Raw genomic sequence first — 15,111 nt, 5'->3', positions numbered from 1 at the left:
ATGCCATAAGTCGGCCGTCTCATTGACCTGATTTGCGCACCGACCGATCTTTTGGGGACGACCTATGGAGTTCTATTTTCCAACCGAATTCGGCGAGCAGCTTGCCTTTTGCTCGGCGGCGTTTACGGCGCTGATCGGCCTCTTCATGATGTTCGCGCCGGGCTACACCTATCGCTTCCTCAAACTCCAGGTACGCGAGGGACGGCCGGAGGCCTATGGCGAGGCGCGTTCGGCGGGCGGCTTCCTTGTGGGCTTCGGACTTGTGGCGATCCTGCTCGCCCAGCCGATGATCTATCTGGCGCTTGGCGCCTCCTTCGGCGTTTCGGCCTTTGGCCGCATCCTGGCGCTCATGTCAGATCGGGGAGGCGTGCTCCTCAGTCTTCTCCTTCTGGTTGTGCAGGCGATTCTGGCGGCGCTACCTCTTCTTTATGGATTGGGCTATATTTGAGCTGAAAAGCGGCGCGTCCGGCCCATATTCGTCCACGCTATCCCCACGCTTTTCGATTTTTGCCATCATAATTTCACCCGAATGGCGTATTCCGTGGATACGCGTGTTGCGAGTCTCAATATCCTATGTTAGACGAACCCCGAATTTCGGATGAGGCAGGAACGCACTCCTGCTGATTTCTGGGGGAAATCAAAACGAATTCAAGGGTATATGGCTTCCGTCACCCGGAAGTCGAGTTCTTGGGTTGAAATCAGGGAAATTTGTGCCCGTGGCAGACACATCCCAGCATATTTCTGGTGTTTCAGAACGATATGCCTCGTCATTGTTCGAGTTGGCCCTTGAGGAGGGTGCAGTCCCGGCAGTGACCGCCGATCTCGATCGGTTCCAAGCCATGCTTGACGACAGCGAAGATCTGAAGCGTTTCGTCCTCAGCCCGGTCTTTTCGGCCGAGGAGCAGGTCGGCGCTATTCAGTCGCTGGCTGAAAAGGCAGGCTTCGGCGCGTTCGTTACCAATTTTCTGAAGCTTGTTGCCAAGAACCGGCGCCTTTTTGCGCTGCCGGGCATGATCAAGGCTTTCCGCATTATCGCCGCGCAGCATCGTGGCGAAATTTCCGCCGAGATTACCTCGGCGCATGCGCTGACTAAGGCGCAGGAAGATGAACTGAAGGCGGCGCTGAAGGGCGTCACCGGAAAAGACGTAACGATTGCCGTTACCGTCGATCCGTCGATCCTCGGCGGCCTGATCGTCAAGGTCGGTTCGCGTCAGATCGATACGTCCCTTCGCACCAAACTCTCCACTCTTAAGCTTGCATTGAAAGAGGTCGGCTGATGGATATCCGCGCCGCGGAAATTTCCGCAATTCTGAAAGATCAGATCAAAAACTTCGGCAAGGAAGCTGAAGTCTCCGAAGTTGGCCAGGTTCTTTCCGTCGGTGACGGTATCGCCCGCGTCTACGGTCTGGATAACGTCCAGGCCGGCGAAATGGTCGAGTTCCCAGGCGGCATTCGCGGCATGGCGCTGAACCTTGAAGCCGACAATGTCGGCGTGGTCATCTTCGGATCCGACCGCGACATCAAGGAAGGCGACACCGTCAAGCGCACCGGCGCGATCGTTGACGTTCCGGTTGGTCCGGAACTTCTCGGCCGCGTTGTCGATGCTCTGGGCAACCCGATCGACGGCAAGGGCCCGATCAACGCGACCCGCCGTTCGCGCGTCGACGTGAAGGCTCCGGGCATCATTCCGCGCAAGTCGGTCCATGAGCCAATGTCAACCGGCCTCAAGGCCATCGACGCCCTGATCCCGGTTGGCCGCGGCCAGCGCGAGCTCGTCATCGGCGACCGCCAGACCGGCAAGACCGCCATTCTTCTCGACACGATCCTGAACCAGAAGGCCATCCACGAATCTGGCCCGGACAGCGAAAAGCTGTACTGCGTCTACGTCGCCGTCGGCCAGAAGCGTTCGACCGTTGCCCAGTTCGTCAAGGTGCTCGAAGAGCGCGGTGCGCTGAAGTACTCGATCATCGTCGCCGCTACGGCGTCCGATCCGGCCCCGATGCAGTTCCTGGCTCCGTTTGCCGGTTGCGCCATGGGCGAATATTTCCGCGACAACGCTCAGCACGCGCTGATCGGTTATGACGACCTGTCGAAGCAGGCCGTTTCCTACCGTCAGATGTCGCTGCTGCTGCGCCGTCCGCCGGGCCGCGAAGCTTATCCGGGCGACGTTTTCTACCTGCATTCGCGTCTCCTCGAGCGTGCTGCGAAGATGAACGACGAATTGGGCGCCGGTTCGCTGACCGCTCTTCCGGTCATCGAAACGCAGGGCAACGACGTTTCGGCCTTCATTCCGACCAACGTGATCTCGATCACCGATGGCCAGATCTTCCTCGAAACCGACCTGTTCTACCAGGGCATTCGTCCGGCCGTTAACGTCGGTCTGTCGGTTTCGCGCGTCGGTTCGTCGGCGCAGATCAAGGCGATGAAGCAGGTTGCCGGCTCGATCAAGGGCGAACTTTCGCAGTATCGCGAAATGGCCGCCTTCGCTCAGTTCGGCTCGGACCTCGACGCTGCAACGCAGCGCCTGCTGAACCGCGGCGCCCGCCTGACCGAGCTCCTGAAGCAGCCGCAGTTCTCGCCGCTGAAGACGGAAGAGCAGGTTGCGGTGATCTTCGCCGGCGTCAACGGCTACCTCGACAAGATCGCCGTTCCGCAGGTCGGCAAGTTCGAGCAGGGTCTGCTGTCCTACCTCCGTTCGGAAGGCAAGGAGATCCTCGACACGATCCGTACCGAAAAGGCTATCAGCGACGCGACCAAGAGCAAGCTCACCGCTGCTCTCGACAGCTACGCCAAGTCTTTCGCCTGATCGGACCTCACTTCTAGGACGGATACCGGATGCCTTCACTTAAGGATCTGAAAAACCGGATCGCCTCCGTCAAGGCGACGCAGAAGATCACCAAGGCGATGAAAATGGTCGCCGCGGCGAAGCTTCGGCGTGCCCAGGAGGCGGCCGAGGCCGCGCGGCCTTATTCGCAGCGCATGGGCGCCGTTCTTGCCAACATCACGGCTGCTGTCAGCGAAGCTGACGGCGCGCCTCTGCTGATGACCGGCACCGGCAAGAGCGATGTGCATCTGCTCGTCGTCTGCACAGCCGAACGCGGCCTTTGCGGCGGTTTCAACTCGCAGATCGCGCGCTTTGCCCGCGATCACGTTCGCAAGCTGCTGGCCGAAGGCAAGACCGTGAAGATCTTCACGGTTGGCAAGAAGGGCTACGACATTCTCCGTCGTGAGTATGCTTCTCTGATCGTCGAGCGCAAGGAACTGCGCGACGTCAAGCGTATCGGCTATGAAAACGCCGATGCCATCGGCAAGCGCATCATCGAGATGTTCGAAGCCGGCGAGTTTGACGTCTGCACGCTGTTCTATTCCGAATTCAAGTCGGTCATCAGCCAGGTGCCGACCGGATTGCAGCTGATCCCGGCTTCGGCTCCCGCCGTTGTCGAAGAAGACGCCGCTCACAAGGGCGCCGTCTACGAATACGAGCCGGATGCGGCTTCGATCCTCGAGGATCTGATCCCGCGCAACATCTCCGTCCAGATTTTCCGCGCACTCCTTGAGAATGTCGCTGGTGAAATGGGCGCCAAGATGAGCGCGATGGACAATGCGACGCGCAATGCTGGTGAGATGATCAACAAGCTGACGCTGAACTACAACCGTCAGCGTCAGGCGCAGATCACCAAGGAATTGATTGAAATCATTTCGGGCGCGGAAGCGCTCTGAGGCTAGAAAAAGAGGGTAAGATTATGGCTGACGCAGCTCAGGCCGCAGGTTCGGTCGGCAAGGTTACGCAGGTTATCGGTGCCGTCGTCGACGTTCATTTCGATGGCGATCTGCCGAAGATCCTGAATGCTCTCGAAACCAGCAACAATGGCAGCCGCCTTGTTCTGGAAGTCGCGCAGCACCTCGGCGAAAACTCGGTCCGCACGATCGCCATGGACTCCACCGAAGGTCTGGTTCGTGGCCAGCCCGTTTCCGATACCGGCGCACCGATCTCGGTTCCGGTCGGTCATGAAACGCTCGGTCGTATCATGAACGTCATCGGCGAGCCCGTGGACGAAGCCGGCCCGCTGGTAACCGCTCACAAGCGCGCCATCCACCAGGACGCTCCGTCCTACGTCGAGCAGTCCACCGAAGGCCAGATCCTGGTCACCGGCATCAAGGTCGTCGACCTGCTCGCCCCTTACGCAAAGGGCGGCAAGATCGGCCTGTTCGGCGGCGCCGGCGTCGGCAAGACCGTTCTCATCATGGAACTGATCAACAACGTCGCCAAGGCGCACGGTGGCTACTCGGTGTTCGCAGGCGTGGGTGAGCGTACCCGCGAAGGCAACGACCTTTACCACGAAATGATCGAATCCGGCGTCAACAAGCATGGCGGCGGCGAAGGCTCCAAGGCTGCGCTCGTCTATGGCCAGATGAACGAACCGCCGGGCGCCCGTGCTCGCGTCGCTCTGACCGGTCTGACCGTTGCTGAAAACTTCCGCGATGAAGGTCAGGACGTTCTGTTCTTCGTCGACAACATCTTCCGCTTCACCCAGGCAGGTTCGGAAGTGTCGGCTCTGCTCGGCCGTATTCCTTCGGCCGTGGGCTATCAGCCGACGCTCGCCACCGACATGGGCCAGATGCAGGAACGCATCACCACGACGACCAAGGGCTCGATCACCTCTGTTCAGGCCATTTACGTTCCGGCCGACGACTTGACCGACCCGGCACCGGCGACCTCGTTCGCCCACTTGGACGCAACGACGGTTCTGTCGCGTTCGATTGCTGAAAAGGGCATCTACCCGGCTGTCGACCCGCTCGACTCCACCTCGCGCATGCTCGACCCGATGGTCGTCGGCGAAGAGCACTATGAAATCGCTCGTAAGGTCCAGTCGACCCTGCAGCGCTACAAGGCTCTCCAGGACATCATCGCCATCCTCGGCATGGACGAACTGTCCGAAGAGGACAAGCTGGCCGTTGCCCGTGCCCGCAAGATCGAGCGCTTCCTATCGCAGCCGTTCTTCGTTGCTGAAGCCTTCACCGGTTCGCCGGGCAAGCTGGTTGCTCTCGAAGACACGATCAAGGGCTTCAAGGGCCTGGTCAACGGCGAGTACGATCACCTGCCGGAAGCTGCTTTCTACATGGTCGGCTCGATCGACGAAGCGATCGAAAAGGCCAAGAAGCTGGCTGCCTGATAAGGCCAATCCATCGGCGCGCGGCATTGCCCGCGCGCCTTTGCCTTGCGAATAAGACAATCGAGAAGTGACCGTTCATGGCTGACAATTTCAATTTCGAACTGGTTTCTCCGGAGCGCTTGCTCCTCTCGGAGCAAGTTATCGATGTCGTCATTCCCGCCACCGAAGGCGAAATGACCGTCATGGCGCATCATGCGCCGACCATGACGACGATCAAGCCGGGCGTCGTGCGGGTGCATTCCGCTTCCGGCAAGAAGCAGGATTATGTCGTATTCGGCGGCTTTGCCGATATCCTGCCGACTGGCTGCACTCTGCTTGCTGAATCGGCCGTTCCGGTGGAAGACATGAGCCGCGACGAGCTGGAGCGCCGCATCAATGCCGCGAAGGCCGAGCTTGAGGATGCCGAACATCACGAGCACAAGTCGCGTCTCGAGCATTTCATCATGGAACTCTCGCATCTGCGCGGCTCTATCCCGCAGGATTGATCCAGTCTGGATGCAGTGATTGAGACGAAAGCGGTCCTATGGGCCGCTTTTTTGTTTTGTTGGAACGTCCGGGCCATCCTCGCCCTTTGAGGCTTCGGCTTGCAGCCTCGCACCTCAGGGTGAGGATGGGGCGCGCGCCTTAGCATGGGGCCAGTGGTTATCGCATGAGGTCGGTTCGATGGGCGGTCTTGCGCGAACGTAGCCCTCATGGTGAGGTGCGCAGGCTCCTGAGCTTGTCGAAGGGCCGAAGCCTCGAACCACGAGGGCGGACGGTGGGCGACCGTAACCCCTTCGAGTCTCCGACTTCTTGCGAGGGAGGCAGGGCGGATACTCCGCCCCAAAATCGTATCAGGCCTATTGCCCCTGCAGCAGAAACCGGTGCAGCTGCAACGCTTCCGGAGAGAGCGAACGAAAGCGCGGCGCGCCGAGATAATATCCGAAGCCGCTCTCGACGCTGTCATTGCCGACGGTGACGAGCGCGCCGGTTTGCAGATACTCTTCGATGAGGCCGAGACTGCCGAGCGCTATACCTTCGCCTCTCAGCGCCGCCTCCACCGCCATGATGTAGGTTGAAAAGGAAAGGCGCGGCCTCGGCAACTTGCCCTTCAACGGATCGCCGATGCGGCCAAACCATTGACGCAGGCTGATCCAATGGGCGTTGGCGCGTTCGTAATCGATCAGGTCGAGCGCAGCGATATCGACCGCCGTCAAGGATTGCGGATCGAGGCCGCGGATTGCCAGGTAGTCCGGCGAGGCAACAGGCACCAGCACCTCCTTCAGCAGCGGTGTCAGGCTCCAGCGCGGATGCTCGCCGGTGGAATAGATGATGATGAGGTCGTGGTTCTCGGAAGCGAGCTCGGAGTGGACGTCTGTCGTCAGCAGGCGCACGGAGATCCCCGGGCTTTCCTTGCCGAAGTCCCTCAGCCGCTGCCCGAGCCAGAGATGCGAGATCGAACCGCTGGCCGCAATCGAGATGATCTCACCCGTGCCGGCGCGGAATGGCTCGAGGCTCTCTTCGAGATATTCCAACGTGGCGCGCACGCGCTGGAACAGCCGTTCGCCCTCCGGCGTCAGCGCCAGGTTTCGGCCGCGGCGGGTGAAGAGCGCCGCGCCGAGATGATCCTCAAGCCCCTTGATGCGGCGACTGACGGCCGCCTGTGTGATGTTCAGCTCGCGACCGGCGCGGGAAAAGTTCATCGCGCGTGCCGCGGCGTCGAACACGCGAAAGGCTTCCAGGGGTATTTTCTCGAGCATGGGCTCTCCATAACTTCAGATCATCAATATTCCCGATAATTGCCCGGATTTGAAGATCTGAAATTGTGATGCAGGATCACGGCATCATATCATCAGCATTTATCAGGGGATCCCTCGTGTCCTTTTCCATTTCCGCCATCCCAGACATTCGTTTCGGCGACGGCGCCCTTTCCGGTCTCCCCGCTGCGGTCAAGTCGTTCGATGGCGTTGGCTCCGCCCTGCTCGTCATCGACGCCTTCCTGGCGCAGTCGGGTCTTGCCGCCAAGATCAGCGCCGAGCTCGCGGAAGCCGGTGTCAAGACGCAGGTCTTTTCGGATTTCGCCGGTGAGCCGAAGCTTGCGCACCTGCATGCTGCCATTGCCGTGGGGCAGGGCGCGAATATGGTGATCGGCGTCGGCGGTGGTTCGGCGCTGGACATCGGCAAGATCGTCGCCTGCTGCATCGCCTCCGGTGAGGATCCGATGCATTATGCGCTGGCGGCCAATCCGCTGCCGAAAAATCCGCTCAAGAAGATCATGATACCGACAACGGCCGGTACGGGTTCCGAAACTTCGGCGACGAATATCTTCGCCGGGCCGGAGGGCAAGAAGCTCTGGATCTGGGGACCGGAAACGAAGGCCGATCTCGTCATTCTCGATCCGGCACTGACGAAGACCTTGCCCGCCAATCTCACGGCATGGTGTGGTCTCGATGCCTTCATCCATGCTTTTGAAGCGGCAACGAACCGCAACACCCATCGTGGCGCGCAGTTCTATGCGCACCAGGCGCTGCGGCTGCTGACGGGCTCGCTGGAGACCGCGGTCAAGCAGCCGGATAATATCGCTGCTCGTGGCGACGTGCTGCTCGGCTCCTGCTTCGGCGGCATTGCCATCGACAACTGCGGCACGGCGATCGCGCACAATGTCAGCCATGCTCTCGCGGGCCTCGGCCCGGTCCATCATGGTCTAGCGACGGCGCTCGGCTTCGAGGCAACGCTTGCCTGGCTGGTCGAAGCGGATACGGCTGATCTCAATGCCGCAGCCAAGGCATGCGGCGTCGAGAGCGCTGCGGAGCTTCCCGCCTTCGTCTCCGGCTGGATGGATCGATGCGGCATCACGCGTTCGCTGCCCGCTGCCTTCAAGCCATTCGATGCCAGTGACCTTGCCCGCGAAATGCGCGCCACCGAAAACCAGCCCATGCGGCGCTCGACCATCCGCGATGTCACGGATGCCGATATCGACCGCTTTGCGGCCGCCGTCATGGCGCTGCCGAAAGGAATTTGAGATGACCAAGGAATATACGCGCGACTATTGGGAGAACGTTCTTTCCGGCTTGAAGCCTGAGGGACGTCATTTCATCGATGGCGCTCATCGCGCCGCTTCTTCCGGCGAGACCTTCACCCGCATCCGCCCGATGGATGGCAAGCCGGGCGCACAGCTCGCGCGCGGCAATGCCGCTGATATCGACGCCGCCGTTGCTTCCGCTCGCGCCGCCTTTGAGAACGGTGTCTGGCGCAAGAAGGAGCCGCTGGAAAAGAAGAAGATCATGCTGAAATGGGCCGAGCTGATCCGCGCCCATGGCGATGAGCTTGCAATGCTTGAGACCATCGACGTCGGCAAACCGGTCATGGCGTCGCTTGGTGTCGATGTGCGCCTTTGCGCCGACGGTATCCAGTTTTATGCCGAGATGATCGATAAGATGTATGACGAGGTCGCACCTACAGGCCCGAACGCCCGCGCCTTGGTGCGCAAGGTGCCGATTGGCGTCATCGGTGCGATCACGCCCTGGAACTATCCGATGATCATCGATGCCTGGAAGCTCGGGCCGTCTATCGCTGCGGGCAATTCCGTCGTGCTGAAGCCGGCCGAGCAATCCTCGCTTTCGGCGATCCGTCTTGCCGAACTGGGTTTCGAAGCTGGTCTGCCCGCCGGCGTCTTTAACGTCGTGACGGGCTATGGCGAAGAGACCGGCAAGCCGCTTGCGCTGCACATGGATGTCGACATGATCGCCTTTACCGGCTCGACCGAGGTCGGCAAGCTGATCATGGGCTATGCGGCACAATCGAACGTCAAGCGCGTGGCGCTGGAGCTTGGCGGCAAGTCGCCGCTCGTCGTGTTCGAAGATGCGGATCTCGATGCGGCCGCTGTGTGTGCTGCCTGGGGCTGCTTCTACAATTCCGGCGAGACCTGCCATGCCTCGACACGGCTGATCGTGCAACGCTCCGTCCAGGACAAGTTGATCGAGAAGATCGAGGCGGTGACCCGCTCGGATATTGCGCTCAAGCATCCGCTCGACCCTTCGGCGCAGATCGGCGCGCTGATCGAGGAAGAGCATATGAATAAGGTACTGGCGATGATCGCCGCCGGCGAGAAGGAAGGTGCACGCCGTGCTTTCGGAGCCGAACGTGTGCTCAGCGAAACCGGCGGCTATTATGTTTCGCCGGGTGTGTTCGTCGACATGACAAACGACATGAGCCTGGCGCGGCAGGAAATCTTCGGCCCCGTGCTTGCCGCCATTCCCTTCGATACGGAGGAGGAAGCGCTCAGGATCGCCAACGACACGATTTACGGGCTTGCCGGCGCCGTCTTCACAAAGGATATGGATCGGGCGCATCGGCTGTCCGAATCGATCCATGCGGGCACGGTGTGGATCAACACTTATGATATGTCGAACTTCGCGACGCCCTTCGGCGGCTTCAAGCAATCCGGTTTCGGCCGCGACCGTTCGGTGCATGCGATCGATAAATATTGCGACTACAAGACTATCTGGCAGCAATTCGGCTAAGACATAAAAATCAACATGATCCCGAAAGCGGCGTCACGCTTTTCGGGATCATGCTTGGGGAGAGGGAGCCACCATGAGCAAGATCGTTTCCATTGAGATTACCCATCATCGCCTGCCGCTCGATCCGGCGTTCAAGGCAAGCTGGGACGGTCGTCCGCGCAAGCATTTCGATGCGACCATCGTGCGCGTCAGAGATGACGAGGGCCGCGAAGGCATCGGCTCCGGTGATCTGATGAAGGGCTTCGAGGGCCATGAGGATCTGTTCATCGGGCAGGATCCCCGCCACCTTGAGCGCCACTACGAAGTGCTCTCGCATATCAACTTCCACTATGGCCGCTGCTGGCCGATGGATCTGGCGCTCTGGGACCTCTCGGGCAAGATCACCGGCGAGCCGGTCTGGCGGATGCTCGGCGGCCGCGCCAGCCGCGTGCGGCTCTATGCGTCTTCCGGCGTGCTGCGGGAACCCGCCGCGATGGCGGCTCAGGCGGAGCGCTATATCGAAGAAGGCTTTCCGGCGATGAAGGTGCGCTTCTCCTCGTCATCGGGCGGCCGTGGCGGCTGGCGCGAAGACGTCAAGGCGCTGGAAGCGATCCGCGCTCGCGTCGGCGACCGGCTGGAGTTGATGGTCGACTGCAACCAGGGTTGGCGCATGCCCTGGGACACGACGCTCTCCTGGACTTTCAAGGATGCGCTGACGGTGGCGAGAGAGCTGGAACGGCTCGGCGTCTACTGGATGGAAGAGCCGCTGCATCGTTCCGACCGCAAGGGCATGAAGGAATTGAAGCAGGCAACCTCCGTCCGGATCGTCGGCGGCGAGATGACGCGCGAACTATACGAGTTCCGTGACATCATCGAAGAACGTGCTTTCGACGTTATCCAGCCCGACGTGGCGCTGGTCGGCGGCATCACCGGGTGCCGGCGTCTGGCCTATCAGGCGCGCGAGGCGGGCGTGCAGTTCACGCCGCATTCCTGGACGAATGGTATCGGGGTTCTCGCCAATGCGCACCTGACCGCCGGCGTCGCCGATGCCTCCTGGCTCGAATATCCCTATGACAATCCGGAGTGGAGCGAAGCCCGGCGCGACTATCCGATGGCATCGCCGCTGAAGCATGAAGCGGGCTGGCTGGATCTTGGGTCTGCGCCCGGCCTCGGCATCGTTCTCGACGAAGAGCGGTTGAAGGCGACGCGTATCTGAGATCGCTGCCGATCTATGCTCTCGCTGATTTTTCGTCCCGTCACGCTGTGGCGGGACGTTTTGCACTTTGCTCCTGGGTGCGCGCCCAGCGCATGACGGGACGCTCCAGAAGACCAAAGCTCAGTGTGCCGATGGCGAGGATGATCGCGGTTGCGATCAGGCTTGAGACTATCCAACCGGGGAGCACGTCGTCCGAGCCTGAGCCAAACGACGAAGGCAACAGCTTCTGTATCAGCGTCAGCACGATATCCTGCCAGATATAGACACCGAAGGAGACCGTGGCGATGTAGCGGCTGAGGCCATTGTCGAGCAAGTTTCCGAGAAATGCAGATTGCGGCAATGTGATGAGTGCGCCGGCAACGGCAAGCGGGAAGACCGGGAAGCCATAGGGAATGCCGAGCCAGCCATAGCCTTCCCAATCGCCGCCGATGGAGAGGTAAAGCCGCAATACACCGATGACGATCGTGATGATGGCCATGACATCATAGACCGGCGAGCGTCTCGGCGGGATCATGGTCTGGATACCTGCCGCCAGTGCACCGATGGCAAATATGGCAAAGAAGCCGATGGGATTGTAGCGCGGCATCCATTCCTTGGCGCCGCCTTGCATACCATATTGCCATCCCCGGCCGGCGCTGTCTGTCGGGAGGGAAGTGACGACAAGCCAATGGCCGACCAGCACTGCTGCGATGACGGCGACCCAGAGGATGCGGCTGAGAAGGGCGGAGCGCGATCTCAGCCCGGGATGGAACAACAACAGGAAGCCGATCGGCAGAAGGGCATAACAGGTTGTCTCGAACGGGATCGACCAAAGCGGGCCGTCGCCTTGTACCGGAAAAAAGGTGGTCCAATGCCATTGGCTCATCAGGAAGAAGCCGGCGATGTAGCGGCCGGCCAGCGCGCCATCGAGCGGAAATGCATAAATGGTGAAGCTCAGAAGGAAGCCGATCGTCAGGGCAAACCAGAAGCCCGGCAGGACACGGGCGGCGCGGCGCATAGTGTAGATCTTCAATGATGGCAGCGGCTGGGCTCCATCCAGAGCCTGCCAGAACGGGCGCGAAAGAAGAAAGCCACTGAGAACGAAGAAAACCGAGACACCGTAATTGCCGAAGCGCGCCAGGATAAAGGGCAGATTCAGGGCCTCGGGAATCCGGCTGAAATCCATTCGCAGCACGAGATGGTGGGCAAGCACCATCAGGCATGCGACGGCGCGCATGAAATCCGCTCCTCCAAGGCGTGCTGTCTTGTCCATCCGTATCCCCGCCAAAATCTCCTTGGTAGCGGGTTAAGCCATGGACGCGTCATCGGCAAGCATCGGTTGCTGCAGCCGAGTGATAGACGTCCGGGTCCGTGGTGGAGGAGGGCCCGGACGTCAAGCCAGTCTTTCGCACCTGCCAGAAACGAAAGGCCGGATTCCCAATGTTAGGGCGGTGATCAGGCGGCGACGGAGCGATAGGGGCGCGTGTCGCGGGCTGGCTTGAGGGCGGTGCTCCACCAGTTCAGCCGTGCGATCATGCGGACCAGCGATTGACGGGCCTCGAGCGGGTTTTCGAGCGTGCCGTCTTCGGCGAACCTCCCCCAGGGATTGGCGAAGCTCACCGTGTCGCGCACGGTCACGGTATGGAGTTCGGAAAACACCACGCGCAATTGCTCGACGGCACGCAGGCCGCCGGAGATGCCGCCATAGGAGACGAAGGCGACCGGTTTGCCGTGCCAGGGTTCGTAGACGAGATCGAGCACGAATTTCAGCGAGGCCGTGAAGCTGTGATTGTATTCCGGCGTAACGACAATGAAGGCATCCGCCTCTGAAAGCCGGGCGGAAAGAGCGGCGACGCCGGCGTGTTCGCGGTCATGCTGGAACGGCAGATCGAATTCGAGGGGATCGATCACGTCGATCTCGATGAGGGGGTAGTGCACCAGTTCCCGTGCGACCCAGTTGACCACCCGATCGCACAGCCGGCCCGGGCGGGTGCTGCCGTAGATGATCGCCAGCCGGGTTGGTTCAGTCATGTCTTGCTCCTGCTTTACGCGGTTTGGAGCTCGGGTTATAAAACCTCAAGTAAAGTTGAGGTCAATAGAGTAAAATGGAAAAAATCGAGCCCAGCCAATTTTCCAAGCTGCTGACGGTCGGCGAGGTGGCGGCGCGAAGCGGCGTGGCGGTATCCGCACTGCATTTCTACGAGGCGAAAGGGCTGATCGAGAGCCATCGCAGCCGCGGTAACCAGCGGCGCTATCCCCGCGAGGTGCTGCGCCGGGTCGCGGTCATCAAGATCGCGCAAAGGGTCGGCATACCGCTTGCCGAAGTTCAAGCGGCGCTCGATGCCTTGCCGCAGGGACGCACGCCGACGGCGGCCGACTGGAAAGTGCTTTCCGCAGGCTGGAAGGATGATCTCGATGCCCGGATCAGGCGGCTGCAGGGGCTGCGCGATCAGCTCGATGGCTGCATCGGTTGCGGCTGTCTCTCGATGAAGAGCTGTCCGCTGCGAAATCCCTGGGACAGGCTTGCCGAGGAAGGAGCGGGGGCGCGGCTACTCGACCCCGAGGATTGAGGCGAGAGCATGGAACGGCTTGGTGTTTCACAGAAGCGCTGAGCCCCCCTATGCCATTGCCTTACGCAATTCCGGACGGAAAACCGCTGCACACTTTTCCTGGAATTGCTTTATGCGTGGACGTGGCTTTCGACGATGTAACCGTCAAGCGCCGTTGCTTCTTCCTTCGAAAGGTAAAGGCCTTTCTTGGAACGACGCCAGAGAATGTCGGCGGCCGTATAGGCCCATTCATGTTCCATCAGGTAACGAACTTCCGCCTCGTAGAGATCGCTGCCGAAGCAGCGGCCGAGATCGGCGATCGTCTTTGCGTCGGCGAGGATCATGCTAGCGCGGGTGCCGTAGCGGCGCACCAGCCGGCGGGCATGCACGTCGGCAAGGAAGGGGTAGCGTGACTTCAACTTGGTGACTTCGGCCTCGTAGCCGCGAGCGGGGAAGTCACCGCCCGGCAGCGAGCTTTTGGCCGTCCAGGGCGTGCCCTTGAGACCAATGGCCTCGCCGATCTTCTCCAAGGCATGCTCGCCAAGGCGGCGATAGGTGGTCAGTTTGCCACCGAAGACGTTGAGCAGCGGCGCCTGGCCTTCCTCGCCTTCGACCTTCAGAACATAGTCGCGTGTTGCTTCCTGTGCCTTCGAGGCGCCGTCGTCGTAAAGCGGACGCACCGCGGAATAGGTCCAGACGATATCCTCCGGCCGCACCGGCTCCTTGAAATATTCGCTGGCCGCATTGCAGAGATAGGCTGTTTCCTCTTCGCTGATCTTCACATCCTTCGGATCGTTGTTGTAGTCGCGGTCCGTCGTGCCGATCAGGGTGAAATCCTGCTCGTAGGGAATGGCGAAGATAATGCGGTTGTCCGGATTCTGGAAGAAATAGGCGCGGGGGTCGTCGAACTTCTTGCGCACGATGATGTGGCTGCCCTGGACGAGGCGGACATTGTGCACCTGGTTCTTGCCAAAGGCGTCTGAGAGAACATGATCGACCCACGGCCCCGCAGCGTTGACCAGCATGCGCGACTGAAACTGACGCTTCTCACGGGTGATAGTGTTTTCCGTTTCAATTGACCAGACCGCGCCTTCCCGCCGCGCGGAGATCACCTTCGTACGCGGCATGATCGTCGCGCCGCGATCGGCCGCGTCGCGGGCATTCAGCACCACCATGCGGGCATCATCGACCCATCCGTCCGAATATTCGAAGGCCTTGGTGAAGAGCGCCTTCAGTGGCTTGCCGGCCGGGTCTTTCTTCATGTCGAGCGTTGCCGTCGGCGGCAGCAGCTTGCGTCCGCCGAGATGATCGTAAAGGAAAAGCCCGAGGCGAATGAGCCAGGCGGGGCGAATGCCGCCCTTGTGATAGGGCAGGACGAAGCGCATTGGCCAGATGATGTGCGGCGCCATTGCCCAGAGCACTTCGCGCTCCATCAGGGATTCGCGTACCAGACGAAATTCATAGTGTTCGAGATAGCGCAGCCCGCCGTGAATGAGCTTCGTGGCGCCGGACGATGTGCCGGAGGCAAAATCATTCATCTCGGCAAGGGCGACCTTATAGCCGCGCCCTGTCGCATCCCGGGCGATGCCGCATCCGTTGATACCGCCACCGATAACGAAAATGTCGTAGATCTGCTCGCTCACCCGCTTCTCCGCAAAGGTACGCAATCTCGTGAAGACGAAAAATCGAAAATCAACCTATCTAAAGTGAAA

14 protein-coding genes are annotated in these 15,111 nt (G+C 60.6%); 10 read left to right on the top strand and 4 right to left on the bottom strand.

Annotation, left to right across the window (positions count from 1 at the left end):
• The first annotated feature begins 64 nt into the window (after positions 1 to 64).
• The 6 genes from BSK43_RS04525 (at position 65) to BSK43_RS04500 (ending at position 5,659) form a co-directional block, all read left to right on the top strand.
• Entirely contained in the window at positions 65 to 448 is a 384-nt protein-coding gene (locus BSK43_RS04525; protein ID WP_077471808.1) for a DUF4345 domain-containing protein, read from the top strand.
• 262 nt (positions 449 to 710) lie between these two features.
• The gene (locus BSK43_RS04520) at positions 711 to 1,277 is read left to right on the top strand and encodes a F0F1 ATP synthase subunit delta (RefSeq protein WP_077471807.1); all 567 of its coding nucleotides are present in this window, start codon (positions 711 to 713) and stop codon (positions 1,275 to 1,277) included.
• On the top strand, positions 1,277 to 2,806 hold the full coding sequence (gene atpA / locus BSK43_RS04515) for a F0F1 ATP synthase subunit alpha (protein WP_077471806.1): 1,530 nt from the start codon (positions 1,277 to 1,279) through the stop codon (positions 2,804 to 2,806). The genes BSK43_RS04520 and atpA overlap by 1 nt, the downstream gene beginning before the upstream one ends.
• Before the next feature lie 29 nt (positions 2,807 to 2,835).
• Positions 2,836 to 3,720, top strand: coding sequence for a F0F1 ATP synthase subunit gamma (locus BSK43_RS04510; protein ID WP_077471805.1), 885 nt, complete (start codon positions 2,836 to 2,838; stop codon positions 3,718 to 3,720).
• 23 nt (positions 3,721 to 3,743) lie between these two features.
• The gene (gene atpD / locus BSK43_RS04505) at positions 3,744 to 5,174 is read left to right on the top strand and encodes a F0F1 ATP synthase subunit beta (RefSeq protein WP_077471804.1); all 1,431 of its coding nucleotides are present in this window, start codon (positions 3,744 to 3,746) and stop codon (positions 5,172 to 5,174) included.
• Between the two features lie 77 nt (positions 5,175 to 5,251).
• The gene (locus BSK43_RS04500; RefSeq protein WP_068388942.1) at positions 5,252 to 5,659 is read left to right on the top strand and encodes a F0F1 ATP synthase subunit epsilon; all 408 of its coding nucleotides are present in this window, start codon (positions 5,252 to 5,254) and stop codon (positions 5,657 to 5,659) included.
• A gap of 354 nt (positions 5,660 to 6,013) precedes the next feature.
• On the opposite strand, the gene BSK43_RS04495 is transcribed toward BSK43_RS04500, so the two are convergent.
• The gene (locus BSK43_RS04495; protein ID WP_077471803.1) at positions 6,014 to 6,913 is read right to left on the bottom strand and encodes a LysR substrate-binding domain-containing protein; all 900 of its coding nucleotides are present in this window, start codon (positions 6,911 to 6,913) and stop codon (positions 6,014 to 6,016) included.
• 116 nt (positions 6,914 to 7,029) lie between these two features.
• Here BSK43_RS04495 and BSK43_RS04490 point away from each other — a divergent pair, with 116 nt between their 5' ends.
• The 3 genes from BSK43_RS04490 to BSK43_RS04480 all read left to right on the top strand — a co-directional run bounded on the left by BSK43_RS04490 (position 7,030) and on the right by BSK43_RS04480 (position 10,871).
• Positions 7,030 to 8,175 carry an iron-containing alcohol dehydrogenase gene (locus BSK43_RS04490; RefSeq protein WP_077471817.1) on the top strand — a complete coding sequence of 382 codons (1,146 nt, stop codon included), beginning with the start codon at positions 7,030 to 7,032 and terminating at the stop codon, positions 8,173 to 8,175.
• A gap of 1 nt (position 8,176) precedes the next feature.
• Positions 8,177 to 9,676, top strand: coding sequence for an aldehyde dehydrogenase (locus BSK43_RS04485; RefSeq protein ID WP_077471802.1), 1,500 nt, complete (start codon positions 8,177 to 8,179; stop codon positions 9,674 to 9,676).
• 73 nt (positions 9,677 to 9,749) lie between these two features.
• The gene (locus BSK43_RS04480; RefSeq protein WP_077471801.1) at positions 9,750 to 10,871 is read left to right on the top strand and encodes a mandelate racemase/muconate lactonizing enzyme family protein; all 1,122 of its coding nucleotides are present in this window, start codon (positions 9,750 to 9,752) and stop codon (positions 10,869 to 10,871) included.
• 40 nt (positions 10,872 to 10,911) lie between these two features.
• On the opposite strand, the gene BSK43_RS04475 is transcribed toward BSK43_RS04480, so the two are convergent.
• Both BSK43_RS04475 and BSK43_RS04470 read right to left on the bottom strand, forming a co-directional pair.
• Complete coding sequence (locus BSK43_RS04475; RefSeq protein WP_077471800.1) at positions 10,912 to 12,123, bottom strand: acyltransferase; 1,212 nt, start codon at positions 12,121 to 12,123, stop codon at positions 10,912 to 10,914.
• A 182-nt stretch (positions 12,124 to 12,305) separates the two neighbouring features.
• Positions 12,306 to 12,881, bottom strand: coding sequence for an NAD(P)H-dependent oxidoreductase (locus tag BSK43_RS04470; protein ID WP_077471799.1), 576 nt, complete (start codon positions 12,879 to 12,881; stop codon positions 12,306 to 12,308).
• 74 nt (positions 12,882 to 12,955) lie between these two features.
• On the opposite strand from BSK43_RS04470, the gene soxR reads away from it, so the two are divergent.
• Positions 12,956 to 13,420 (top strand): redox-sensitive transcriptional activator SoxR, encoded by a 465-nt coding sequence (gene soxR / locus BSK43_RS04465; RefSeq protein ID WP_077471798.1) that lies wholly within the window; start codon positions 12,956 to 12,958, stop codon positions 13,418 to 13,420.
• Positions 13,421 to 13,530: 110 nt separating this feature from the next.
• On the opposite strand, the gene glpD is transcribed toward soxR, so the two are convergent.
• Positions 13,531 to 15,042, bottom strand: a complete 1,512-nt coding sequence (gene glpD / locus BSK43_RS04460; RefSeq protein WP_077471797.1) for a glycerol-3-phosphate dehydrogenase — start codon at positions 15,040 to 15,042, stop codon at positions 13,531 to 13,533.
• Positions 15,043 to 15,111: the final 69 nt, after the last annotated feature.

This window comes from Rhizobium sp. P44RR-XXIV, assembly GCF_001999485.2.
Taxonomy (GTDB): Bacteria; Pseudomonadota; Alphaproteobacteria; order Rhizobiales; family Rhizobiaceae; genus Rhizobium.
Note: the sequence above shows the minus strand (reverse complement) of the source record. Positions and strands in the feature narration are given on the sequence as shown.

Coding starts and splice junctions, on each gene's coding strand:
- BSK43_RS04525 (WP_077471808.1), top strand. CDS start 65: ATGGAGTTCTATTTTCCAACCGAATTCGGCGAGCAGCTTGCCTTTTGC.
- atpA (WP_077471806.1), top strand. CDS start 1,277: ATGGATATCCGCGCCGCGGAAATTTCCGCAATTCTGAAAGATCAGATC.
- BSK43_RS04510 (WP_077471805.1), top strand. CDS start 2,836: ATGCCTTCACTTAAGGATCTGAAAAACCGGATCGCCTCCGTCAAGGCG.
- atpD (WP_077471804.1), top strand. CDS start 3,744: ATGGCTGACGCAGCTCAGGCCGCAGGTTCGGTCGGCAAGGTTACGCAG.
- BSK43_RS04500 (WP_068388942.1), top strand. CDS start 5,252: ATGGCTGACAATTTCAATTTCGAACTGGTTTCTCCGGAGCGCTTGCTC.
- BSK43_RS04495 (WP_077471803.1), bottom strand. CDS start 6,913: ATGCTCGAGAAAATACCCCTGGAAGCCTTTCGCGTGTTCGACGCCGCG.
- BSK43_RS04485 (WP_077471802.1), top strand. CDS start 8,177: ATGACCAAGGAATATACGCGCGACTATTGGGAGAACGTTCTTTCCGGC.
- BSK43_RS04480 (WP_077471801.1), top strand. CDS start 9,750: ATGAGCAAGATCGTTTCCATTGAGATTACCCATCATCGCCTGCCGCTC.
- BSK43_RS04475 (WP_077471800.1), bottom strand. CDS start 12,123: ATGGACAAGACAGCACGCCTTGGAGGAGCGGATTTCATGCGCGCCGTC.
- BSK43_RS04470 (WP_077471799.1), bottom strand. CDS start 12,881: ATGACTGAACCAACCCGGCTGGCGATCATCTACGGCAGCACCCGCCCG.
- soxR (WP_077471798.1), top strand. CDS start 12,956: ATGGAAAAAATCGAGCCCAGCCAATTTTCCAAGCTGCTGACGGTCGGC.